This window comes from Caulobacter sp., from assembly GCF_039596335.1.
Taxonomy (GTDB): domain Bacteria; phylum Pseudomonadota; class Alphaproteobacteria; order Caulobacterales; family Caulobacteraceae; genus Caulobacter.
This window is the reverse complement of sequence record NZ_JBCNJZ010000012.1, coordinates 83,345-103,862: the sequence shown is the minus strand read 5'-3', so window position 1 is coordinate 103,862 and position 20,518 is coordinate 83,345. Positions and strand designations below refer to the sequence as shown.

Annotated in this window: 24 protein-coding genes and 1 tRNA gene; 14 read left to right on the top strand and 11 right to left on the bottom strand. The window is 67.6% G+C overall.

Features of this window, described 5'->3' with window-relative positions; translation table 11 throughout:
- The first annotated feature begins 188 nt into the window (after positions 1-188).
- From ABDW31_RS22685 to ABDW31_RS22625, 13 genes are all read left to right on the top strand, one after another.
- Positions 189-2,228, top strand: coding sequence for a conjugal transfer protein TraG (locus ABDW31_RS22685; protein ID WP_184717361.1), 2,040 nt, complete (start codon positions 189-191; stop codon positions 2,226-2,228).
- A gap of 10 nt (positions 2,229-2,238) precedes the next feature.
- On the top strand, positions 2,239-2,637 hold the full coding sequence (locus ABDW31_RS22680) for a ribbon-helix-helix protein, CopG family (protein WP_184717364.1): 399 nt from the start codon (positions 2,239-2,241) through the stop codon (positions 2,635-2,637).
- Positions 2,634-3,638 carry a P-type conjugative transfer ATPase TrbB gene (trbB, locus tag ABDW31_RS22675; RefSeq protein ID WP_184717366.1) on the top strand — a complete coding sequence of 335 codons (1,005 nt, stop codon included), beginning with the start codon at positions 2,634-2,636 and terminating at the stop codon, positions 3,636-3,638. The genes ABDW31_RS22680 and trbB overlap by 4 nt, the downstream gene beginning before the upstream one ends.
- Positions 3,638-3,985, top strand: coding sequence for a TrbC/VirB2 family protein (locus tag ABDW31_RS22670; RefSeq protein WP_062093391.1), 348 nt, complete (start codon positions 3,638-3,640; stop codon positions 3,983-3,985). The genes trbB and ABDW31_RS22670 overlap by 1 nt, the downstream gene beginning before the upstream one ends.
- Entirely contained in the window at positions 3,982-4,266 is a 285-nt protein-coding gene (locus ABDW31_RS22665; protein WP_184717367.1) for a VirB3 family type IV secretion system protein, read from the top strand. Before ABDW31_RS22670 ends, ABDW31_RS22665 begins: the two co-directional genes overlap by 4 nt.
- Entirely contained in the window at positions 4,260-6,701 is a 2,442-nt protein-coding gene (gene trbE, locus ABDW31_RS22660) for a conjugal transfer protein TrbE (RefSeq protein ID WP_343699568.1), read from the top strand. The genes ABDW31_RS22665 and trbE overlap by 7 nt, the downstream gene beginning before the upstream one ends.
- Positions 6,698-7,468: a P-type conjugative transfer protein TrbJ gene (gene trbJ / locus ABDW31_RS22655; RefSeq protein ID WP_184717371.1), complete on the top strand. Its 771-nt coding sequence runs from the start codon at positions 6,698-6,700 to the stop codon at positions 7,466-7,468. Before trbE ends, trbJ begins: the two co-directional genes overlap by 4 nt.
- 58 nt (positions 7,469-7,526) lie before the next feature.
- Positions 7,527-8,864, top strand: coding sequence for a P-type conjugative transfer protein TrbL (trbL, locus tag ABDW31_RS22650; protein WP_343699573.1), 1,338 nt, complete (start codon positions 7,527-7,529; stop codon positions 8,862-8,864).
- Positions 8,865-8,867: 3 nt separating this feature from the next.
- The gene (trbF, locus tag ABDW31_RS22645; protein WP_184717376.1) at positions 8,868-9,641 is read left to right on the top strand and encodes a conjugal transfer protein TrbF; all 774 of its coding nucleotides are present in this window, start codon (positions 8,868-8,870) and stop codon (positions 9,639-9,641) included.
- A complete protein-coding gene (gene trbG / locus ABDW31_RS22640; RefSeq protein WP_184717378.1) occupies positions 9,638-10,621 on the top strand; it encodes a P-type conjugative transfer protein TrbG in 984 nt (327 codons plus the stop codon). The genes trbF and trbG overlap by 4 nt, the downstream gene beginning before the upstream one ends.
- 488 nt (positions 10,622-11,109) lie before the next feature.
- Positions 11,110-11,874 (top strand): TrbI/VirB10 family protein, encoded by a 765-nt coding sequence (locus ABDW31_RS22635; protein WP_343699567.1) that lies wholly within the window; start codon positions 11,110-11,112, stop codon positions 11,872-11,874.
- An 11-nt stretch (positions 11,875-11,885) separates the two neighbouring features.
- Complete coding sequence (locus ABDW31_RS22630; protein ID WP_184717382.1) at positions 11,886-12,164, top strand: DUF2274 domain-containing protein; 279 nt, start codon at positions 11,886-11,888, stop codon at positions 12,162-12,164.
- A complete protein-coding gene (locus ABDW31_RS22625) occupies positions 12,161-12,541 on the top strand; it encodes a DUF736 family protein (RefSeq protein WP_184717384.1) in 381 nt (126 codons plus the stop codon). The genes ABDW31_RS22630 and ABDW31_RS22625 overlap by 4 nt, the downstream gene beginning before the upstream one ends.
- Here the strand turns inward: ABDW31_RS22625 and ABDW31_RS22620 are convergent.
- The 5 genes from ABDW31_RS22620 to sfsA form a co-directional block, all read right to left on the bottom strand.
- The gene (locus ABDW31_RS22620) at positions 12,524-13,765 is read right to left on the bottom strand and encodes a site-specific integrase (protein ID WP_184717386.1); all 1,242 of its coding nucleotides are present in this window, start codon (positions 13,763-13,765) and stop codon (positions 12,524-12,526) included. The two genes, ABDW31_RS22625 and ABDW31_RS22620, sit on opposite strands and share 18 nt — an antisense overlap.
- 146 nt (positions 13,766-13,911) lie before the next feature.
- Complete coding sequence (gene radC, locus ABDW31_RS22615) at positions 13,912-14,565, bottom strand: DNA repair protein RadC (protein WP_184717388.1); 654 nt, start codon at positions 14,563-14,565, stop codon at positions 13,912-13,914.
- A gap of 105 nt (positions 14,566-14,670) precedes the next feature.
- Positions 14,671-15,501 (bottom strand): type I methionyl aminopeptidase, encoded by an 831-nt coding sequence (gene map / locus ABDW31_RS22610; RefSeq protein ID WP_184717390.1) that lies wholly within the window; start codon positions 15,499-15,501, stop codon positions 14,671-14,673.
- A 115-nt stretch (positions 15,502-15,616) separates the two neighbouring features.
- The gene (locus ABDW31_RS22605; RefSeq protein ID WP_184717392.1) at positions 15,617-16,003 is read right to left on the bottom strand and encodes a hypothetical protein; all 387 of its coding nucleotides are present in this window, start codon (positions 16,001-16,003) and stop codon (positions 15,617-15,619) included.
- A 66-nt stretch (positions 16,004-16,069) separates the two neighbouring features.
- Positions 16,070-16,789 carry a DNA/RNA nuclease SfsA gene (sfsA, locus tag ABDW31_RS22600; protein ID WP_184717394.1) on the bottom strand — a complete coding sequence of 240 codons (720 nt, stop codon included), beginning with the start codon at positions 16,787-16,789 and terminating at the stop codon, positions 16,070-16,072.
- Positions 16,790-16,839: 50 nt separating this feature from the next.
- On the opposite strand from sfsA, the gene ABDW31_RS22595 reads away from it, so the two are divergent.
- Entirely contained in the window at positions 16,840-17,604 is a 765-nt protein-coding gene (locus ABDW31_RS22595; protein ID WP_184717396.1) for a competence/damage-inducible protein A, read from the top strand.
- A 13-nt stretch (positions 17,605-17,617) separates the two neighbouring features.
- Here the strand turns inward: ABDW31_RS22595 and ABDW31_RS22590 are convergent, their stop codons facing one another.
- The 6 genes from ABDW31_RS22590 to ABDW31_RS22565 all read right to left on the bottom strand — a co-directional run bounded on the left by ABDW31_RS22590 (position 17,618) and on the right by ABDW31_RS22565 (position 20,471).
- Positions 17,618-18,016, bottom strand: a complete 399-nt coding sequence (locus ABDW31_RS22590; RefSeq protein WP_184717398.1) for a helix-turn-helix domain-containing protein — start codon at positions 18,014-18,016, stop codon at positions 17,618-17,620.
- A 43-nt stretch (positions 18,017-18,059) separates the two neighbouring features.
- The gene (locus ABDW31_RS22585) at positions 18,060-18,482 is read right to left on the bottom strand and encodes a hypothetical protein (RefSeq protein ID WP_343699566.1); all 423 of its coding nucleotides are present in this window, start codon (positions 18,480-18,482) and stop codon (positions 18,060-18,062) included.
- 81 nt (positions 18,483-18,563) lie between these two features.
- Positions 18,564-18,899: a hypothetical protein gene (locus tag ABDW31_RS22580; RefSeq protein ID WP_184717401.1), complete on the bottom strand. Its 336-nt coding sequence runs from the start codon at positions 18,897-18,899 to the stop codon at positions 18,564-18,566.
- A 66-nt stretch (positions 18,900-18,965) separates the two neighbouring features.
- On the bottom strand, positions 18,966-19,466 hold the full coding sequence (locus ABDW31_RS22575) for a hypothetical protein (RefSeq protein WP_343699565.1): 501 nt from the start codon (positions 19,464-19,466) through the stop codon (positions 18,966-18,968).
- 327 nt (positions 19,467-19,793) lie between these two features.
- Positions 19,794-19,878: transfer RNA gene (locus tag ABDW31_RS22570), tRNA-Leu, on the bottom strand.
- Between the two features lie 59 nt (positions 19,879-19,937).
- Positions 19,938-20,471, bottom strand: a complete 534-nt coding sequence (locus ABDW31_RS22565; protein ID WP_184717405.1) for a hypothetical protein — start codon at positions 20,469-20,471, stop codon at positions 19,938-19,940.
- Between the last annotated feature and the right edge of the window lie 47 nt (positions 20,472-20,518).

Below are 20,518 nucleotides of genomic sequence, written 5' to 3'. Positions count from 1 at the left end.
GTCGCCTCCAACTGTCAGAAATATAGCGAAACTTCTGACAGTTTCAAGGCGCTCTCCAACGCGCCGGGCGGAACGGCCCCTGGCGCGTGCTCGCGCGGGCCTAACCGCCATAAGCGATTCCGGGGCGCCGCCTGAGCCTCTCCTGGCCCTGATCCGCATGCCGCGGCCCAGGGCTCGGGACCCGGCGCATGACGCCCACCAAGCTCCTCATCGGCCAGATCCTCGCGGTCTTCGCGATCATGATGCTGGGCGTCTGGACCGCGACCCAGTGGGCCGCGGCGATGCTCGACTACCAGGTCCAATTGGGCGCGCCCTGGGCGACGCCGTTCGGACAACCGCTCTATCGCCCCTGGCAGCTCTTCGACTGGTGGTTCCACTACGAGGCCTATGCGCCGTCGGTCTTCAACAAGGCCGGCCTGCTGGCCGGGGCCAGCGGTTTTCTCGGCTGCGCCTGCGCGATCGCCGGTTCGCTGTGGCGGGCGCGCCAGACCGGCCAAGTCACCACCTACGGATCATCGCGCTGGGCCAGCCGTCGTGAAGTAACGGCCGCCGGATTGTTCCGGTCGAAAGGTGTGTTCCTGGGCCAGTTGGCTGGCCGCTACCTGCGCCATGCCGGCCCCGAGCATGTCATGGCCTTCGCCCCGACCCGCTCGGGCAAGGGCGTGGGCCTAGTCGTCCCGACCCTGCTGTCGTGGACCGGCAGCGCCGTCGTCCACGACATCAAGGGCGAGAACTGGACCCTGACCGCCGGCTGGCGTTCGACGTTCTCGCACTGCCTGCTGTTCAACCCGACCGACGCGCGGTCGGCCCGCTACAATCCGCTGCTGGAGGTCCGCAAGGGACCCGACGAAGTCCGCGACGTTCAGAATATCGCCGACGTGCTCGTCGACCCGGAAGGCGCTTTGGAGCGCCGGTCGCACTGGGAAAAAACCAGCCACAGCCTGCTGGTCGGGGCCATCCTTCACGTCCTCTACGCCGAAGAGGAAAAGACCCTCGCCCGGGTCGCCACCTTCCTCTCCGATCCCCAGCGCTCGTTCGCCCACACCCTGCGGCGGATGATGGCCACCAACCATCTGGGCACGCCGGACGCGCCCAAGGTTCACCCGGTCGTCGCCAGCGCGGCGCGCGAGGTCCTCAATAAATCCGAGAACGAACGCAGCGGGGTCCTCTCCACGGCGATGTCGTTCCTGGGCCTCTATCGCGACCCGACCGTCGCCTTGACCACCAGCGCCTGCGACTGGCGGATCGCCGACCTCGTCGACGCGCCGGTCCCGGTGACCCTCTACCTGGTCATTCCGCCGTCCGACATCTCCCGGACCAAGCCGCTGGTGCGCCTGGTGCTCAACCAGATCGGCCGTCGCCTGACCGAGCGCCTCGAAGGCGACCCGGCCAAGAGCCGCAAGCACCAGCTCCTGATGATGCTCGACGAGTTCCCCGCGCTGGGGCGTCTGGACTTCTTCGAGACCGCCTTGGCGTTCATGGCCGGCTACGGCATCCGCGCGTACCTGATCGCCCAAAGCCTGAACCAGATCTCCAAGGCTTACGGCGAGAACAACGCCATCCTGGACAACTGCCACGTCCGGATCGCGTTCTCATCGAACGACGAGCGCACCGCCAAGCGCATCTCGGACGCTCTGGGCACGGCGACGGAGCTGCGCGCCCAGCGCAACTATGCCGGCCATCGGCTTTCGCCCTGGCTCAGCCACGTCATGGTCAGCCGCCAGGAGACCGCCCGGCCATTGTTGACGCCCGGCGAGGTCATGCAGCTGCCGCCGGACGACGCGCTGGTCCTGGTGTCAGGCCTGGCGCCGATCCGCGCCAAGAAGCTCCGCTACTACGAAGACGACAACTTCGCGCGCCGTGTCGCCGCGCCTCCAACCCTGCGCGATGGCGCCTATGTCGATCGTCCGCCGCCGCGCGGTGACGATTGGGGCGGACAGGTGCGTGGTCCTCACGCCGAGCTGGCCGGCGCGGTCGACGCCGAGGCCCTGCTGGACGAGGAGGGCGGTCTCCAGCAGCAACGCCATCCTGGGCTTTCCGAGGACGCCACGGTCCGGCCGAGCGGCGAGGATGTCGAGCTTGGTCTGGGTCTGGGCGAGGACGACGGCGACGTCGCCGCCGACCGCGCGGCCATGGCCCGCGCCCAGGCCAATGCTCCTGTCGCCCGCGCCCACGCCATGAACGAAGGGGCCGGTCGTGGCGACGACGACCTGCTCCCGTCTTTCTGAGGGGGCGATCGTGAAGCCCCGCCATCACCTCTATCTCGACGACGCCCTGACCGCCGAACTTGATCGGCTGGGAAACAAGCCGGGGACCTCCAAGTCGGCCATCGTCGCCGACGCGCTGCGGGCTTATCTGGGCCGCCGCGCGGCCGGCGAGATCGACGACCTCTTCAAGGTCCGGCTCGACCGGATGAGCCGCCAACTCGGCCGCATCGAACGCGACCAGAAGATCCTGCTCGAAAGCCTGGCGCTGTTTGTCCGCTACCAGCTGACCGTCACCGCGCCGCTGCCGGAATCCGACAAGGCCGCCCAGGCCGTGGGCCGAGAGCGTTTCGCCCGCTTCGTCGACCAGGTCGGCCGTCAGGTCGCCAGCGGCCGCGCGACCCTGGATCAGACTGGGGAGGCGGCCCCATGAGCATGGCTGGCGTGGAAACCCTGGATCGGCGCGCGGCGATGCTGCGCACGGCGATGGGGCCCGACATCGCCGTCGCCCTCGCCGATCCGGCGGTGGTCGAGGTAATGGTCAACCCCGACGGCGTGCTGAGGTTGGACCGCCTCGGCGAGGGGCGCGTCGATACGGGCGTCAGCCTGGCGGCGGCCGAGGTCGAGCGGATCATCCGGCTGGTCGCCAGCCATGTCCGCACCGAGGTTCACGCCGGTGCGCCGATCGTCAGCGCCGATCTGCCGCCCCGCGGCGAAGCGCTGATCGGCGAGCGGTTCGAAGGTGTGCTGCCACCGGTTTCACCGGCGCCGTTCTTCGTGATCCGCAAGCCGGCCACCCGCATTCATACCCTGGACGACTACGTCGAGGCCGGCGTCATGGCGCCGCTGCAGTCGCAGGTCCTCCGCCAAGCGATCGACGAGCATCTCAACATCCTGATCGCCGGCGCGACGTCGGCGGGCAAGACCACCCTGGCCAACGCGCTCCTGGCCGAGGTCGCCAAGTCTGACGAGCGGGTCATCCTGCTGCAGGACACCCCGGAGCTGCAGTGCGCCGCGCCCGATTGCGTGGCCCTGCGTACCCGGCCCGGCGTCGTCAGCCTGACCGATCTGGTGCGCTCGACCCTGCGCCTGCGGCCCGACCGCATCGTGGTCGGGGAGGTGCGCGGCGGCGAGGCGCTGGACCTGCTGAAGGCCTGGAACACCGGCCACCCCGGCGGTCTCTCCACCGTCCACGCCAACTCCGCACGTTCGGCCCTCTACCGGCTTGAGCAGCTGGTCCAGGAGAGCGTGGTCACCGTGCCGCGACGACTGATCGCTGAGGCGGTCGATCTGGTCGTCTTCATCCGGGGCCGGGGAACCGGCCGCCGCGTCGAGACCCTAGCCCGGGTCACCGGTCTCGATTCCTCCGGCGACTACGTCGTCGTCGATCTCGACCCTCCACAGCTGAAAGCCCTCAGACAGGGAGAACCTTGATGTCGTACGTCGCGAAGGCGCGCGCGGTCGCCGACCCGCGCCCGCTCCACCTCACAGCCCTGACTTCGATCCTGATCCTGCTCTGGTCCGCTCAGGCCCAGGCCGCCGGCTCGGGCATGCCCTGGGAAGAGCCGTTGCAGCAGGTGCTGGAGTCGGTTGAGGGGCCCGTCGCCAAGATCGTCGCGGTCCTGGTGATCATCACCACCGGCCTGGCCCTGGCCTTCGGCGAGACCAGCGGCGGCTTTCGCAAGCTGATCCAGATCGTCTTCGGCCTGTCGATCGCCTTCGCCGCCTCCAGCTTCTTCCTGACCTTCTTCTCGTTCGGCGGAGGCGCGTTGATCGCATGAGCGCGCCAGCCACTCCTTCCAGCGGCGATGTCGAGGGTTTCGAAGTCCCGCTCCATCGCTCGCTGACCGCGCCGATCCTCCTGGGCGGCGCGCCGAGGTCTATCGCCATTCTCAACGGCACGCTCGCCGCGGCGCTGGGTCTGGGCTTGCAGCAGTGGATCGCGGGTCTGGTGATCTGGCTAGTCGGCCACAGCCTGGCGGTGTTCGCCGCCAAGCGCGACCCCGACTTCGCCGCCGTCGTCACGCGCCACCTGCGTCAGAAGGGGTGGCTGGCATGCTGAACCTGCGCGAATACCGCAGCAACGCCGACCGGTTGGCCGACCATCTGCCCTGGGCGGCGCTGGTCGCGCCGGGCGTGGTGCTGAACAAGGACGGTGGCTTCCAGCGCACCTTGAGCTTCCGCGGTCCGGATCTGGAAAGCACTACGGACGCGGGCCTGGTCTCGGTCTGCGCCCGCGCCAACAACGTCCTGCGCCGGCTTGGATCGGGCTGGGCGCTGTTCTTCGACGCCGAGCGTATCCCGGCGCTGGGCTATCCGGACGGGGTCTTCCCCGACGCCGCATCCTGGCTGGTCGACGAGGAACGAAGGGCCGATTTCGATGGCCAGAAGGGCGAGCATTTCGAGAGCCTCTGCCATCTGACGCTCTATTTCCTGCCGCCGGTCGATCAGGTGAGCCGCGCCGAGCGGGCCTTGATCGAGCGCGCCGGTCCCGTTCACGGGCGCGACTGGCGCCAGGAACTGGCGGCCTTCGTCGCCACCACCGACCGCATCCTCGACCTGCTCGCCGGCTTCATGCCGCAGGTCCGCGCGCTCGATGACGGCGAGACCCTGACCTATCTGCACGCGACGATCTCGACGCGCCGCCACCCCGTCGCCGTCCCCGAGATCCCGATGTATCTCGATGGCCTGCTGGTCGACACGCCGCTCGTCGGCGGCATCGAGCCGCGCCTGGGCGACCAGCATCTGCGCACCCTGACGGTTCTGGGTTTCCCGAACGCGACGCGGCCCGGCATCCTTGACGCCCTCAATCACCAGGCGTTCGCCTATCGCTGGACGACGCGGTTCATCTGCCTGGACAAGGCCGACGCCACCAAGGCGCTGACCCGCATCCGCCGGCAGTGGTTCAACAAGCGCAAGTCTGTCGTGCAGATCCTGCGCGAGGTGATCAGCAACGAGCCCGTGCCGCTGACCGACAGCGACGCCGACAACAAGCTGGCGGACGCCGATCTGGCGCTCCAGACCTTGGGCGGCGATCACGTCAGCTTCGGCTATCTGACCACCACCATCACCGTCTCGGACAGCGATCCCTTGGCGGCCGACGAGAAGGTCCGGCTGGTCGAGCGCATCGTCAATGGCCTGGGCTTCACTTGCATCCGTGAGCAGGTCAACGCCGTCGAGGCCTGGCTCGGCTCATTGCCGGGTCAGGTCTACGCCAACGTCCGCCAGCCGCTGGTCCATAGCCTCAACTTGGCGCACCTGATGCCGTTGTCCTCGGTCTGGGCCGGGCAGGACGCCAACCGGCATCTGGCCGGACCGCCGACCTTCCACGCCTTGACCAGCGGCGCGACGCCTTTCCGCTTCTCGACCCATGTCGACGATGTCGGCCATATGCTCCTGGTCGGCCCCACCGGCGCGGGCAAGTCGGTGGCCTTGGCCTTCCTGGCCCTGCAGTTTCGCCGCTATCCCGGCGCCCAGGTCTATGTCTTCGACAAGCGGTTCTCGGCGCGAGCTGTCACCCTGGCGATGGGCGGCAGGCACTACGGTCTGGCTAGCGACAGCGGCCTGGCGTTCCAGCCCTTGCGTGACATCGACCGTCCCGGCGCGCGGGCCTGGGCCAGCGAATGGCTGGCGGACCTGTTGGCCAACGAGCGCGTCCCGGTCACCCCAGAAATCAAGGACGCGCTGTGGTCGGCGCTGGTCAGCCTTTCGGGCGCGCCGCCAGCCGAACGGACGCTGACCGGGCTTTCGATGCTGCTCCAGTCCAACCCGCTGAAGGCGGCGTTGGCGCCCTACACGCTGGATGGGCCGTTCGGCCGTCTGCTGGACGCGGCCGAGGACGGGTTGTCGGTCGGCGACGTGCTGTGTTTCGAGACCGAAGCGCTGGCCTCGACCCCGTCCGTCGTCGCGCCGGTCCTGACCTATCTCTTCCACAGGCTGGAAGCGCGGTTCGATGGCCGTCCGACCCTGCTCGTGCTCGACGAGGCCTGGAAGTTTCTCGACAACCCGCTCTTTGCCGCGCGCATCCGTGAATGGCTCAAGGAACTGCGCAAGCGCAACGTCAGCGTGGTGTTCGCCACCCAGTCGCTAGCCGACATCGCCGACAGCACGATCGCCCCGGCCATCATCGACGGCTGCGCCCAGCGCATCTTCCTGGCCAATGACCGCGCCGCCGAGCCGCTATCGCGCAAGGTCTACCAAGGGTTCGGCCTCAACGACCGCCAGATCGAGCTGATCGCCCGGGCCACGCCCAAGCGCCACTATTACCTGCAATCTCGGCTGGGCAACCGACTGTTCGAGCTTGGTCTGGGGCCCGTCGCCCTGGCGCTGTGCGGGGCCTCCGATCCGGTGACCCAAGCCCTGATCGACAAGGTCTTGGCGCAGCACGGCGAGGCCGGTTTCGCGGCCGCCTTCCTTGCCGCCCGCGGTCTCGATTGGGCCGCTCCGCTGGCCGCGAATTTCGCATCCACCCCCATCGAGAAGGATGTCACGCCATGACCCCGCGTCTCAAATCCCTGCGCCTGCCGACCTGCCACCATGCGCGTCTGGCTATCGCCAGTCTCGCCGCCGCCTCCCTGGCGCTGGCGCCGTTGCCGGGCCTCGTCACGCCCGCCGCCGCGCAGTTCACGGTGTTCGACCCGACGAACTACGCTCAGAACCTGCTGACGGCGGCCCGGTCGCTGCAGCAGGTCAACAACCAGATCAGCTCGCTGCAGAACGAGCTGACCATGTTGCAGAACATGGCCCGCAACCTGAAGTCGCTCGACTACACGGCGCTGGCGCCGATCAGGGACGCGCTGCAGCAAGTGGACGCCCTGATGGCGCAGGCCAAGGGCATGGCCTTCACCCTGGCCTCGACCGAGGCGGTGCTTGCCGACTCCTATCCGACGACCCTGGATCCCAACGCCACGACCAGCCAGCTTCTCGACCGCGCCCGGGCCCAGGCCAGGGCGGCGATGGACGGCTACCGCCAGACCCTGAAGGTGCAGGCCAAGGTCGTCGAGAACGTCCAGGCCGACGCCAGCCTGATCGACCAGCTCGTCCAGCGCAGCCAGGGCGCGGCCGGCGCCCTGGCTGCCCAACAGGCCGCCAACCAGCTCCAGGCCCTGGCCATCAAGCAGGACCAGCAGATCCAGACCCTGATGGCCGCGCAGTATCGGGCGCAGGCGCTGGAAAGCGCGCGTCAGGCCCAGGTCCTGGAGGCCGGCAAGCTCGCCGCCCGCCGGTTCATCGGCGAGGCCTCCGCCTACACCCCTCGGCCCTGATCGCCCAGCGACCAGGCAGCGAAAGGTCACGCCCGTGGACCCCGCACCGGACCTCAACATCATCGACCGCTTCATGGCGGCCTTCAGCGCCTACATCGACAGCGGTTTTGGCCTGCTGGGTCCCGATGTTGGGTTCCTGACCACGACCCTGATCGCCATCGACGTCACGCTGGCGGGGCTATGGTGGGCGCTGGAAGGCGACGACAACGTCCTGGGCCGGCTGATCAAGAAGGTGCTCTATGTCGGCGCCTTCGCGTTCATCCTGGGCAACTTCAAGACGCTCAGCGAGATCATCTTCCGGTCGTTCGCGGGCCTTGGCCTGACCGCCGGAGGAGGCGGGGTCAGCGCTGAGGATTTACTGCGGCCGGGCAAGCTGGCCAGCATCGGCTTCACCGCCGCCCACCCCTTGATCGCCAAGGCCAGCGAACTGACCGGCTGGCCCGAAGTCGTCGCCAACGCGGTGACCATCGCGCTGCTGGCCCTGTCCTGGGTGCTGGTGGTCCTGGCCTTCTTCGTGATGGCCATCCAGCTTTTCGTCACGGTGCTGGAGTTCAAGCTGACCAGCCTGGCGGGCTTCGTGCTTGTCCCGTTCGCCTTCTGGAACAAGACCAGTTTTCTGGCCGAGCGCGTGCTGGGCAATGTCATTTCTAGCGGCGTGAAGGTGATGGTGTTGGCGGTGATCGTCGGCATCGGCGCGGGCTTCTTCGACGCCTTCGTCGCCACGCTCGGTCCGGATCCGGATCTCGGCGACGCGATGACCCTGGTGTTGGGCGCCCTGACGCTTGCCGGCCTTTCGATCTTCGGTCCCGGCATCGCTTCGGGCCTGGTGTCCGGCGCCCCGCAGCTGGGCGCCGGCGCCGCGGTCGGGACGGCGGCTGGCGCGGCCATGCTCGTGGGCGGCGGCGCGATGTTGGGCGCTCGGGCTCTGGGCGCGGCGGGAGCCGGCGGTCTCGCGGCGGTTCGCGCCGGGACCGCGATGGGTTCGGCGGCCAGCGCCGCCTACCAGCTGCGTCAGGCCACATCGGGCGCCAGCGGCGCGGCGGGCGTCGCGTCGGGCCTGAGCGGCGTGGCGCGCGCGGCCGCCAGCGCCGCGAGCCAGCCGTTCCGAGACATGGCTGGCCGCGCCGCCAGCTCGCTTTCCGACAGCGCGCAGCGCGGCCGCGCCGGCGCCTGGCGGGCCACGGGCGGCACGAGTCCCGTGGCGGGTGCGCCGTCACCGGCCGCCTCGGGCGCCGAGGCCACCGGCGGGCAGGGCGCCGCGCCGCCGGCGTGGGCGCGCCAGCTGCAATCGGCCCAGTCCGCTCATGTCCGCCGCCACGCCGTGTTGCAGACCATCAAGGACGGCGATCGGCCCGGCGGCTCGGCCAACCCCGATCTCAGCAGTAAGGAGGATTGAGCCATGCGCTTTACTCGCACGCCTCAGCGCTACGGCCAGACGCCGGATCCTGTGACGCCCTACCAGAAGGCCGGCCAGCTCTGGGACGATCGCATCGGCTCGGCCCGGGCCCAGGCGCACAGCTGGCGCCTGGCGTTCTTCGGCAGTCTCGCCCTGGCGTCGATCCTGGCCGGCGGCGCGATCTGGCAGTCGGCTCAAAGCCGCATCGAACCCTATGTGGTCGAAGTCGATCGCCTCGGCCAAGCGCGGGCCGTCGGTCCAGCCGAGCAGGACTATCGACCGGACGACACCGTCTTGGCCGGCCAGCTGCGCCGGTTCATCACCGATGTCCGGTCCTTGTCGACGGATCCGGTCATTGTGCGCCAGCGCTGGCTTGAGGCCTACGACCTGGCGTCTGGACGCGGCGACGCCTTCCTGGACGCGCACGCGCGCGCCAATGACCCCTTCACCCAGATCGGATCGCGCAGCGTGTCGGTCCAGGTGATCAGCGTGGTCCGCGCCTCGCCCACGTCGTTCCAGGTGAAATGGGAGGAGAGGACGTTCGAGCGCGGGAGCCTGGCCAAGACCGAGCGCTGGACGGCGATCCTGACCCTGGTTCGGCAAAAGCCCAAGACCCGCGCCGAACTCGAGCGCAACCCGCTCGGCCTGTTCGTCGACGCCGTCGATTGGGCGCAGGAGGCCGAGACCCGTCCGGCCGCAGCGCCGGCATCGACCGCTGCGCCTTCGATGCCTTCCCCGCCCTTCGTTGGACCCGTGCAAGGAGACCTTCAGCCATGAATGTCCGGACCCCCATCCTGCTGGCTTGCGCCGCCACGCTCGCCGGCTGCGCCAATGGCAAGATCCCGCCGCCGGCCATCGCCTTCGACGCCGCCGACTTCAAGCCGGCCCAAGTCGCGGCCGAACCGCCAAAGCCGGTGGAGATCGTTGAGATCCCCAAGCCGCTGCCCCTTCCGGGCCAGCTGCTGCCGGCGCCCAGCACGCGGCCGGAGGCCCAGCCGCCGCGCGCGCGGGTCGAGGCCGCCAATCGCGCCGCGACGCGCGAGCCCAGCGCAGCCGGCTATATCAACGCCGTTCAGGTCTATCCCTGGACCGAGGGCGCGCTCTATCGCCTCTACACCGCTCCCGAACGCGTCAGCGATGTCGTCCTGGAACCTGGCGAGCAACTGACCGCCGTATCGGCCGGCGACACGGTGCGCTGGGTGATCGGAGACACGACCAGCGGGGACGGGCAGTCCAAGCGGGTGCATGTGCTGATCAAGCCCTTCGCCGCGGGGCTTTCCACGAACATGGTCGTCACGACCGACCGTCGCGCCTATCACCTGGCGCTGGAAAGCACCGACGCCACGGCCATGGCGGCGATTTCCTGGATCTACCCCCAGGACCGACTCCTCGCCTTGCGACGCCAGAACGCGGAAGCCTCAGCAGCGGAACCTGTCGCGGACAACGTCGCGATCGACTCGCTGCACTTCCGATATGCGATCAGCGGCGACAGCCCAGCATGGCGACCCGTGCGCGCCTGGGACGATGGCTCGAAAGTCTACATCGAGTTCCCCGATCGTCTCGACCAGGGCGAGGCGCCGCCGCTTTTCGTCGTGGGCCCGCTCGGCGACAGCCAGCTGGTCAACTATCGCGTCCGAGGCAACCGCTACATCGTCGATCGGCTTTTCGCCGCCGCCGAACTGCGGATGGGCGAGGCGCCTCAGCAGGTCGTCCGGGTTACCCGGACCGACGGTCAGTCCCGGGGAGGCGCGCGATGACCCAGGATCCTGACTCGCCCGGCGGGTCGCCGGAGGCGATGTCGCCATCGAAGGTGGCGACCGACACTCTGAGTTTGCGCGCGCGGCCGCCACGCGTGGTTCGCTTTCGGCGCGGGCTGATGATCGGAGCCGTGGCCGTCGGCGCGATCGGTCTGTCGGGTCTGGCGTGGTTCGCTCTTAGCCCTCGCACCCTTCAGATGACCAGAACGGCCGACGAGCCGCAGGCCGCGGATCGGGGGGCGCCGGCAGAGGCCGTCCGCCAGCTTCCGAGCGACTATGCCCAGTCTGGCGCGGCGCCTCGCCTGGGGCCGCCGTTGCCCGGCGATCTGGGGCGGGCCGTAATCGACCAACAGCGCCGTGACGGTTTGATGGTTGGCGGCGATGGCGCGAACGCTTCATCGGCTCGGCCAACAGCCGCTCAGCAAGCCGTCGAAGCCGAGCGTCAGCGACGGGCTGGTCAAGCCCGTCAAGCTCGCGAAGCGGGCGTCATGGTGCAGGTCGCCAGTCGTACCGACGCGGCGATCGCGCCCCGTGATCTCGTCGGCCCCTCCGCCGTGCCGACGGCGCCGGTTCCGCCGGCGGCCGCGATCCGAGATCCCAATGGCCAAGACCGGAAGGCGGCGTTCATGGAGGCCACCCCGCGCGGCGGCGACATCTACAATCCGCACCAGCTGGAGACGCCGCGATCGCCCTATCAGGTTATGGCCGGCGGCGTCATTGCCGCCAGCCTGATCACGGGTCTCAATTCCGACTTGCCGGGCCTGGTAATCGCACAGGTCACAGAGAACGTGTTCGACAGCGCCACGGGCCGCTTCTTGCTGATCCCCCAGGGCTCGCGCCTGATCGGCAGCTACGACAGCGTGGTCGCCTTCGGCCAAAGGCGCGCCTTGCTCGTCTGGCAAAGGATCATTCTGCCCGACGGCGTCTCGATCCAGCTGGACAACCTGCCGGCTACGGACGCCGCGGGCTACGCCGGACTCGCTGACCAAGTGGATTTCCACACCTGGCAGCTCCTCAAGGGGGTCGCGCTCTCGACCTTGCTCGGCGTCGGCACGGAACTGAGCCTTGGTGGCGGCGAGAGCGACCTAGTTCGCGCCGTCCGGCAGTCGACCCAGCAAAGCGCCTCTCAAGCTGGCCAACAGATCGTCGGCAAGCAACTCGACGTTCAACCCACCCTGCGCGTGCGGCCCGGCTGGCCGCTACGCGTCATCGTCCACAAGGACCTAGTCCTGCGCCCCTGGCGGGCCTTGTAGAGGAGTTCGACATGGCCGATCTGAAGCTGGGCAAGCTGCCCAATCGCACCCCGGTCAAGCTCACGCTCAGCATCATGCCTGACGTCGAAGATGCTCTGGGGGACTACGCGACCATCTACAACACCCGCAACAGCGTCGAGGCCAGCCCGGCCGATCTCGGCGCTTCGATGATCGAGCACTTTCTGCTGAACGATCGGGAGTTCGTCGCCGCCCGAAAGATCTTGCTAGTCGAGCGCCGAGAGTTCGACCCAAGAGCGACCGGCGCAAAGACGCGGGAGGCGAAGTCATGATCAAGCTGGTCATCGGCAACTTCAAACCATCGCGCGGCGGTGGCTGGGAAGGTGAAGTCCGGACGCTGGTCGCCAACGCCAAGGTGCGGTTCGTCCCGAATGACGATCGAGCGGGTTCGAATGCGCCCGCGTTTCGGGTCATGGTGGGAAGCTCCCGCGTTGGCGACGCCTGGGAAGCCCGCTGGGGCGGCGACCATGCGCACAGCTACTTCCGGGTTAGCCTCGACGATCCCTTCTTGCCCGCTCCCCTTTCGGCTGCGCTCTTCCCGGACGATGAGGGCGCCAACGCGCAGTTGGTGTGGACGAGGCCGCCGAAGGGCGAGGACAAGGACCAGGCCCCGCGCACGACCGAGCCCCCGTCACACGACCAGTTTTGAACGCTTGGGGTTGATAATACCGCGGACGAAGTTGTCCCATTGCTTCATCGCGGCACGTTTCTCAGGCATGTAGCTCCACCGATCGTACGCTTTCGAACTCACATCCTGGAGTGTGTGGTTCTGAATGCGATCGCGGATTTCCTTTGATAAACCCGCTTTCCCGGCAAGCGTCTTCCAGGTCCGCCGTAGGTCCCGATTGGTCACTATGGGGATGACCTCGCGCTCCCGCTGGCGCCAGATGAAGCTGTAGAGCGTCTGGTGGCTGACAGGTCGGCTTGGGTCCATCGCCGAGGGAAAGAGCCAGCCGTAACTGTTCGGCTGAATCGCGTCCAAAAGTTCAGCCGCAACATTTGGTACGGGAATAGCGTGTGGCTTGCCATTCTTGGTCTTCGACCAGTCGAGGATCCTTTCCTTAGCGTCCCATTGGTCGACGTGTAGGCGCGCGATCTCGTCGACGCGCTGACCTGTCAACATGATCAGGCGAACTGCGCGCGTGTACGGCGGGTGCACCGGCGTGTCCGGGCATTCCAGCCAACGATAGAGGCGACGAAACTCCTCTTCGTCGAGCCATCGATTGCTGGGAACATAAGGCTCAGTTGGAATGCTGGCGGCAGGATTATGCACTAGACCGAAGCGACGCGGCGTTGTGCTTCGGTAATCGTGTTCTGACTTGAGGCCCCAACTGAACGCCGACCGGATATATCCTCTGACGTGGTCGGCCATCGAACGGGCCCCACGATCATATATCGGACGGATGACATCGACGATCTCGACCGGCGTGATGTCGCGCGCGGGGCGATGGCGGCCAAGCGTGTCAGCAATCTTGTTCAATCCCTTTTCCGTCTCCTTCCAAGATGCCTTCCCCGATGACTTAAGGTGGCCCGTATAGGCCTCGAAGAGGTCAGCGACGGTGCCGGCGCGCGTGTCGCCCACCACTTTGATGCTGCGTCCTTTTTGGATGCTGTCGGCAAAGTCACGCTCGTAGACCTCCCTGGCTTCGCGCAGAGACATCGACGGATAAGTGCCGATCTTTCGCCGAGTACGCCTGCCATCGCGCCACTGTTGCGCCATCCAATCGGCGATGACGCGAGTTGGCATCGGCCTAATCATGATGATCAACCGGCCGGTGCCACGCCCCTCTCCATCAGCGAGCGCGACCGCCTTCTGGGACTGTTCAACTTCCTTGAGCGCGCGACGGAGCGCGCCGTCTGTGAGGCTCGGCATGAGACTCTCCCGATGGCTGGCAAGTCGGGTGTCGTCGCCACTTACTGGGGTCGGTAATTGGTGGCGTAAGCGACTGGATCAACCCTTCCTAACGGCCTCAGCATGCCGAATTCTGATGGCTCTGAAAAGTAAAATATGTAGTAAAATCAACGTGGTTGTATGGGGGTGCGCGTGACCGAAAAATCGCGAGTGGGATGGTTGTGCAGGATGATCAGGTTGCTGGACGACAGCTCCAGCGCCCGGCGCATGATCTCACGCGGATAGACCGGGGCGTGGTCGACGGTGCCGCGGTTCATGATCTCGTCGGCGATCAGCTGGTTCTTCTTGTCCAGGAAGAGAACGCGAAACTGCTCGCGCGACTCGTTGGCCAGGGCCACGCGGACATAGCCCAGCAAGGCGCTCCACGAGCTGATCACCGGCCGCTTGACGATCTTGTCGCGGCCGGCCCGCAGCGTGGCCTCGTGCAGCAGCTTGATATCCATCGCGGCGGTCTCGCCGACGCCAGGCACGGTGGCCAGCTCCTCGACGGTCGCGCCCAGCACCCCGCCCAGCGAGCCGAAGCGGGTCAGCAGGCTCTTGGCCAGTGGTTTGACGTCGCCGCGCGGATAGGTGCGGAAGAGATAGAGCTCCAGCAGCTCGTAGTCGGGCAGGGCCACAAACCCGCCCGCCTTGGCCCGCTGACGCAAACGCTCGCGGTGGCCGGCGTGATGAGCGTGGACGGAGATCTTCTTGGGCTTGGCGATGACGACCGGCTCGACCGGCGTCGCATCGGACACACCCAAGGCTTTGACGCTGACCATGCCATCCCCCGAACTCTGGCGAGGGGTAGTAGGGATGATCGCGTCAGGGTTGTCTAGAGGTTCGGTTCAATTCTGCTCCCCCGCTGGGGGAGCAGAACTTGAAACTCAGCCGCCCAGGATTGCCGGCTGGAACAGACCGGCCGGCGAGGCGGTGAAGACCTCGTAGCCGTCTTCGGTCACGCCGATCGAGTGCTCGCACTGGGCCGACAGAGACTTGTCGCGGGTCACGGCGGTCCAGCCGTCGTTCAGCACCTTCACGGCCGGCTTGCCCAGGTTCACCATCGGCTCGACGGTGAAGAACATGCCGGGCTTGAGCACCGCGCCTTGGCCGGGGCGGCCGAAGTGCAGGATGTTCGGGGCGTCGTGGAACACCTTGCCCAGGCCGTGGCCGCAGAAGTCGCGCACGACGCTGCAGCGCTGGGCCTCGACATAGCTCTGGATGGCGTGGCCGATGTCGCCCAGCGTGGCGCCCGGCTTCACCGCGTCCAGGCCGCGCTTCATGCCCTCATAGGTGATCTCGACCAGGCGACGGGCGCGCGGGCCCACTTCGCCGACGCCGTACATGCGCGAGGTGTCGCCGTGCCAGCCGTCGACGATGACGGTGACGTCGATATTGACGATGTCGCCTTCCTTCAGCGTCCACTCGCCGGGGATGCCGTGGCAGACGACGTGGTTGCGCGAGATGCAGACCGTCTTGGGATAGCCGCGATAATAGAGGCAGGCGGGCAGGGCGCCGTGATCGAGGATGAACTCGCGGGCCAGGGTGTCCAGGTGGTCGGACGAGACGCCCGGCTGAACGTGCGGGATCAGCATGTCCAGGCACTCGGCGGCCAGCTTGCCGGCCTTGCGCATGCCCTCGAAGTCTTCCGGCTTGTGCAGCTTGATCTGCCCCGTGCGGGTTTCGGCTTCGATTTCGAGGGTGTTGTCCAAGGTCATGCTCTACTCGGGCGTCGCCGCCGCGAGGCGCGGCGATCGGAAAGGGTCATAAGTACGTCTAGGGCGTATCTCGCAATCCTAGCACGGATTTCAACCCTGGACCCCATCCAACGCACTAGGGATTGATGCGTCGCACCGTATCGCGGGCCGGGCGGACCTCCTTGACGAACTCGGCGTCCAGGGTCGTGGGGCGGTCGCGGCGCACGTGGCACACGCCCTTGTAGCGCGTGACCCGGCCAGTTTCCTTCTCGGTCAGGTCGGCGGTGAACTTGACGTCCCATTCACCGGGCTTGCCGGTCGGGGCGGGGTCCATGTCGTTGGAATTGACGCCTTCGATCTTGCTCAGGCCGAAGCGCTCTTCCAGCTCGCCGGTGCAGGCCTTGAACGCGAAGATCGCCCGCAGACCGGTCATCATGCCGCTCTCGGGCTTGGACGGATCGCTGCGTCCGCAAGCGGAGACGGCAAGCGCCAGCGCGCAGATGGCCAGGACGGTCCTCTTCATGCGATCCCCACTTCGCGCCCCACTCGCGCGTGACGCATGGGTAACCGACACGCTGGCGATTGCAGCTTAAATCGCTGTTAGGTGAGCGTTGGTCCACACGATCCGCCGGGACACACGGATGGTTTCGGTGCTCATGCCGCAGGCATAGACCAGGATCTCGACGCCCGCCCGGGCGGCCGCGTCCAAGCCCGCGGCGAACTTGGGATCAAGGTCGGCGCAGGCCTCGAAGGTCTCGCAGTCCTCGCGCTGGACGATGAACAGCGCCACGGCGCGGTGGCCCTCGGCGACCTGCGCGGCCAGGTCGGTCAGGTGCCGGGTCGAGCGCTCGGCCTTGCAGTCCGGAAACTCGGCCAGGCCCGGCGTGCGGCTGAAGTGGCAGTTCTTGACCTCCAGCCAGCACGGCGGGCGGTCTGGGTGGGTCAGCAGGAAGTCGACGCGGCTGGCTTCGGCGTACTTCACCTCCGGCTTGACGGTGGCGTAGCCGGTGAGTTCGGGGATCCAATCGTTGGCCAGGGCTTCGGCGACCAGCTTGTTGGGCAGCAGGGTGTTGATACCGACGAGCGCGCCGTCCTGTTCGACGAGCTGAAGGGTGTAGGCCAGCTTGCGCTTGGGATCGTCCGACCACGACACCCAGGCGCCCTGGCCGGGCTCGCGCACGCCCAGCATGGCGCCGGGATTGGGGCAGTGGGCGGTGATCTCCCGCCCGTCGTCCAACACGAGGTCGGCGAAGAAGCGCTTGTAGCGGCTGACGAGGCGGCCATGAACGAGCGGTTGCGGGAGCAGCATGCGGGGCCTAAGTCGGTAGTCGGAACAAGGCGACATAAGGGATCGAAGCGATGACCACCAGCGAACGCGTCACCGCCGCCGTGATGATCATCGGCGACGAGATCCTGTCGGGCCGGACCCAGGACGTGAACCTGTCGGCCATCGCCAAGTACCTGGCCACGTATGGCGTCGATCTGTGCGAAGCGCGGGTGGTGTCGGACGTCGAGCAGGACATCGTCGACGCGGTCAACGCCCTGCGCGCGCGCTACGACTACGTCATCACCACCGGCGGCATCGGCCCGACCCACGACGACATCACCGCCGACTCGATCGCCAAGGCCTTCGGCGTGACGGCCCCCGAGCATCCCGAGATCATGGCCATGCTGCGCGAGCGGTGGGGCGAGCCCAACGCCGCCCGCCGCCGCATGGCGCACGTGCCCGAAGGCGGCACGCTGGTGAAGAATCCTGTGCAGGGCCCGCCCGGCTTCCAGAAGGAGAATGTGTTCGTGCTGGCCGGCGTCCCGGCGATCATGCGCGGCATGTTGGAGGACGTGGGCCCGCGCCTGCGCAGCGGGGCGGTGGTGCTGTCCAAGACCGTGCGCGTCACCGGCACCGGCGAGGGCTCGATCGCCGCGCCGCTGGAAGCCGTGGCCAAGGCCCATCCGGACATGTCGCTGGGCAGCTATCCGTTCTTCGCCCTGCCGGACGTCTACGGGGCCAACCTGGTGCTGCGCGGTCGCGACGCCGAGGAGCTGGACGCCGCCGTCGGCGAACTGATCAGCGCCCTGGCTGAGGCCGGGGCCAACAACATCGAGTTGCTGGCCGATCCGGCCTAGGCTTCAAGGGTCTCTATTCCTCGCCGGCGATGGCCTTGGCGAGGTCCACCAGATGCTTGCGCATGCCGGTCGAGGGGATCGACACGAAGGCGCGCGCCAGTTCGGGGCCGCCCGACAGCGACCAGAAGCCGGCCATCTCGTTGGCCAGGTCCGCGGCGCTGGTGTCGGCGCCCTCCGGATCGTCCAGGCCTTCGAAGAAGAAGCCGATCGGCGTCTTCAGGAACATGGCTGTGGCGTGCAGCTTGCTGGCGCTGATGCGGTTGGCGCCGCCCTCGTACTTCTGCACCTGCTGGAAGGTCAGGCCCAAGGCGTCGGCCAGCGCCTGCTGCGAATAGCCCAGGTCCTTGCGGCGCATACGCAGGCGGCGGCCGACGTGGATGTCGACGGGATCGGGGGTCTTGTCTTCAGCCATGCTTACTCACTCGAACGCGATGGGGAGGGGGAGGAGGTGCGGCTCATCGCGTAGCGGCCGCAGAGGAACGGGTCAGGACGACCATGCCATAGGCCAGGCTGGCGACGACCGCGCAGCTCCAGATCCCTAGGGCGACGATATAGGGGGCGGCCTGGATCTTGTCGTCGATGACCATCGCCCCGTGGGTGGCCACACCCAGGAGGTGGAAGCCGCTGGCGGCCAGCAGCCAGCGCCGGCGGTAGACCAGTGACAGCGCCACCAGCACGGCCAGCAGCATCAGGTCGACGGCCAGGGTCGCCCATTGGATGTCGATGAAGCGGCGGTCGAGGACGAAGGAGGTGCCGATCCAGGCGGCGACCATGGCCGCCGCGGCCACGCGCTCGGGCTTGCCGCCGCGCCACAGAGCCCAGCCGCAGACAAGGAGCATCAAGGCCAGCGAAACCTGGCCGATCAGCTGATGGAACACGGCGGCCTCCATCTTGCGTAGCGCCGCCGTGATCCTGACCGGAGTCGACCTCCGGTGAAACGCTTAATCGCCTATTTTTGCTTATTCACCAACCGCGCGTAGGCGTCCGCGAGGCGGCTCCACCTCGGGTTTGTCCTGAACGCCGAAGGCGACCTGACGCAGGCCGACCTGGTCGCGGACCTCGGCCAGGCCGCCGTGCGCCTTGACCAGGGCGCGACGGGCCTGAAGCAGATGGGCCATGGCGGCGTTGACGTCCTCCATGACTTCCTGGCCGTAGACGGCCGACAGATTGGCCTCGGTCCGAGCGTTGGCCAGCAGGCCGGCGAACTGGGCCATGGCGCCATAGGTGGTCTCGACCGCGGTCTCGACGGCGAACAGTTCCTGGGCGACGCGTACGCCGATGATCTTGCGTTGCATGCAAGGCTCTCCCGTCGCGCGGCCGTACCGGTCCGCGCGGCGTTGATCTCGAAATGTCGGGGAGGATCAGGAGGCGAAGATGCGCCAGAGCCAGTCCTGGATCGCGACCAGGAAGCTGTGCGCGGCCATCAGCAGCCCGCTGAACAGGATCGCGGCGACGATGGCGAACACGGCCATCACCGCCAGGCTGGCGAAGGGGCCTAGGTCATGGTCCAGCCTCCCTCGCCAGTTGGCCTGAGGGCCTCGGGGCGGGGGGGCTTCGTCCAGCAGGATCGACGCCGCGATCAGAAGTTCGCGCAACACCATTTCCGGCGGCTTGCCGGCCTGGGCGTCCCGGATGGGGCGCAGCATCGCCTCCACCTCGTCCGGGGCGCAGGATGAAAGGGCGGTCAGCTGTCGCTGCAGATGGTCCCACGTCGTCCTCGGCAGGTCTGTTCGCGGCAGGTCCGTTCGCTGGTCTGGCAACGCTGGAAACCGTGTCCGAAAGCGGCGGTGCTCGAAGATCTTCAGCGAGGCCTCGCGGCTCGCCGTCCTCGTCCGATCGCTGTGCGTCTGCGGCTGGTCCATGCATCTCCCCCGTGCCGCCTTCAGAGGAGGGCGACCGGGGCGAGGGCGTCAGTGGGGATGTTTCGTAGGCGTGAAAATCACTATGCCGCGCCAGCAGCCGTGCGGCCTCGCGTCGGGTGGTCACGCCCAGCCGTTCGCAGGCCTTGCCGATGCGCACGTCGACGCTGGCCGGCGATATGCCCAGCTGCTGGGCGATCTCCTTGGACGAAAAACCGCGGGCGACCAGCGCCAGGCATTCGCGCTCGCGCGGCGTCAGCCGGGAGATGCGTTCGGTCGGCGATGATGCAACGTCGGCCATGGCCGCAGGCTACGCGAGTCGCGCGGCCTTGGTAGGGACGGTGGGACTCGAACCCACACGGATTGCTCCAACGGATTTTAAGTCCGGCGCGTCTACCGATTCCGCCACGTCCCCGTCTCCCCGACCCATAAGCCATCGATCGCTCGGGGTCGAGGAGGGGAGGGCGGTCGTGTTTAGCGCGCGCGGCGGGCCTGGCGGTCCAGGGCGCGGGCCTGTTCGTCGGTGACCTCGTATTCGCCGGCGCCGCCGACTGTGGCCGAGACGTTGGTCGCGGCGGCCTCGGCCGAGATCGCGCCGCCGTCATTGCTGCGCACGGCCTTGTTCTGCAGCCAGTCGATATAGAGCAGGCGGTCGGCGGCCTCGAAGGCGGAGTCGAACGTCCGTGTGCCGCCGTCGTAGCGTGGCGCGGTCAGTTGCACGCCCTCTGGCGTCGCGGACAGGCGCTGGTAGTAGGTCTTGGCCGTGTTCAGCCGGTCGGTACGCTGATAGCCGGTGGCCAGGGCGAAATAGTTCTCGACCGTCGGCTCCAATGTCGTAGCGCGCTTCTGCAGGTTGGTGCCGACCCAGTTGTTGCCGCGGGCCATTTCGTCCCGGGCCTGATCGGCGGCCAATTGGCCTTCGGTAACTTGAGCAGAGGCGGTAGGCGCGCCGCTAATAGCGAACATGCCGATGGCGGCCGTGATAAGAATAGCTTTGCTATTCCCCATGGCAAAATCTCCTGTAAATTTCGCGATGTGCGAGGATTCTTGGCGGG

Bases quoted from the DNA above. Each gene is read 5' to 3' on its own strand.
- ABDW31_RS22685 (WP_184717361.1), top strand. From the start codon at position 189: ATGACGCCCACCAAGCTCCTCATCGGCCAGATCCTCGCGGTCTTCGCG.
- trbB (WP_184717366.1), top strand. From the start codon at position 2,634: ATGAGCATGGCTGGCGTGGAAACCCTGGATCGGCGCGCGGCGATGCTG.
- ABDW31_RS22670 (WP_062093391.1), top strand. From the start codon at position 3,638: ATGTCGTACGTCGCGAAGGCGCGCGCGGTCGCCGACCCGCGCCCGCTC.
- ABDW31_RS22665 (WP_184717367.1), top strand. From the start codon at position 3,982: ATGAGCGCGCCAGCCACTCCTTCCAGCGGCGATGTCGAGGGTTTCGAA.
- trbE (WP_343699568.1), top strand. From the start codon at position 4,260: ATGCTGAACCTGCGCGAATACCGCAGCAACGCCGACCGGTTGGCCGAC.
- trbJ (WP_184717371.1), top strand. From the start codon at position 6,698: ATGACCCCGCGTCTCAAATCCCTGCGCCTGCCGACCTGCCACCATGCG.
- trbF (WP_184717376.1), top strand. From the start codon at position 8,868: ATGCGCTTTACTCGCACGCCTCAGCGCTACGGCCAGACGCCGGATCCT.
- trbG (WP_184717378.1), top strand. From the start codon at position 9,638: ATGAATGTCCGGACCCCCATCCTGCTGGCTTGCGCCGCCACGCTCGCC.
- ABDW31_RS22635 (WP_343699567.1), top strand. From the start codon at position 11,110: ATGGTGCAGGTCGCCAGTCGTACCGACGCGGCGATCGCGCCCCGTGAT.
- ABDW31_RS22630 (WP_184717382.1), top strand. From the start codon at position 11,886: ATGGCCGATCTGAAGCTGGGCAAGCTGCCCAATCGCACCCCGGTCAAG.
- ABDW31_RS22625 (WP_184717384.1), top strand. From the start codon at position 12,161: ATGATCAAGCTGGTCATCGGCAACTTCAAACCATCGCGCGGCGGTGGC.
- ABDW31_RS22620 (WP_184717386.1), bottom strand. From the start codon at position 13,765: ATGCCGAGCCTCACAGACGGCGCGCTCCGTCGCGCGCTCAAGGAAGTT.
- radC (WP_184717388.1), bottom strand. From the start codon at position 14,565: ATGGTCAGCGTCAAAGCCTTGGGTGTGTCCGATGCGACGCCGGTCGAG.
- map (WP_184717390.1), bottom strand. From the start codon at position 15,501: ATGACCTTGGACAACACCCTCGAAATCGAAGCCGAAACCCGCACGGGG.
- ABDW31_RS22605 (WP_184717392.1), bottom strand. From the start codon at position 16,003: ATGAAGAGGACCGTCCTGGCCATCTGCGCGCTGGCGCTTGCCGTCTCC.
- sfsA (WP_184717394.1), bottom strand. From the start codon at position 16,789: ATGCTGCTCCCGCAACCGCTCGTTCATGGCCGCCTCGTCAGCCGCTAC.
- ABDW31_RS22595 (WP_184717396.1), top strand. From the start codon at position 16,840: ATGACCACCAGCGAACGCGTCACCGCCGCCGTGATGATCATCGGCGAC.
- ABDW31_RS22590 (WP_184717398.1), bottom strand. From the start codon at position 18,016: ATGGCTGAAGACAAGACCCCCGATCCCGTCGACATCCACGTCGGCCGC.
- ABDW31_RS22580 (WP_184717401.1), bottom strand. From the start codon at position 18,899: ATGCAACGCAAGATCATCGGCGTACGCGTCGCCCAGGAACTGTTCGCC.
- ABDW31_RS22575 (WP_343699565.1), bottom strand. From the start codon at position 19,466: ATGGACCAGCCGCAGACGCACAGCGATCGGACGAGGACGGCGAGCCGC.
- ABDW31_RS22565 (WP_184717405.1), bottom strand. From the start codon at position 20,471: ATGGGGAATAGCAAAGCTATTCTTATCACGGCCGCCATCGGCATGTTC.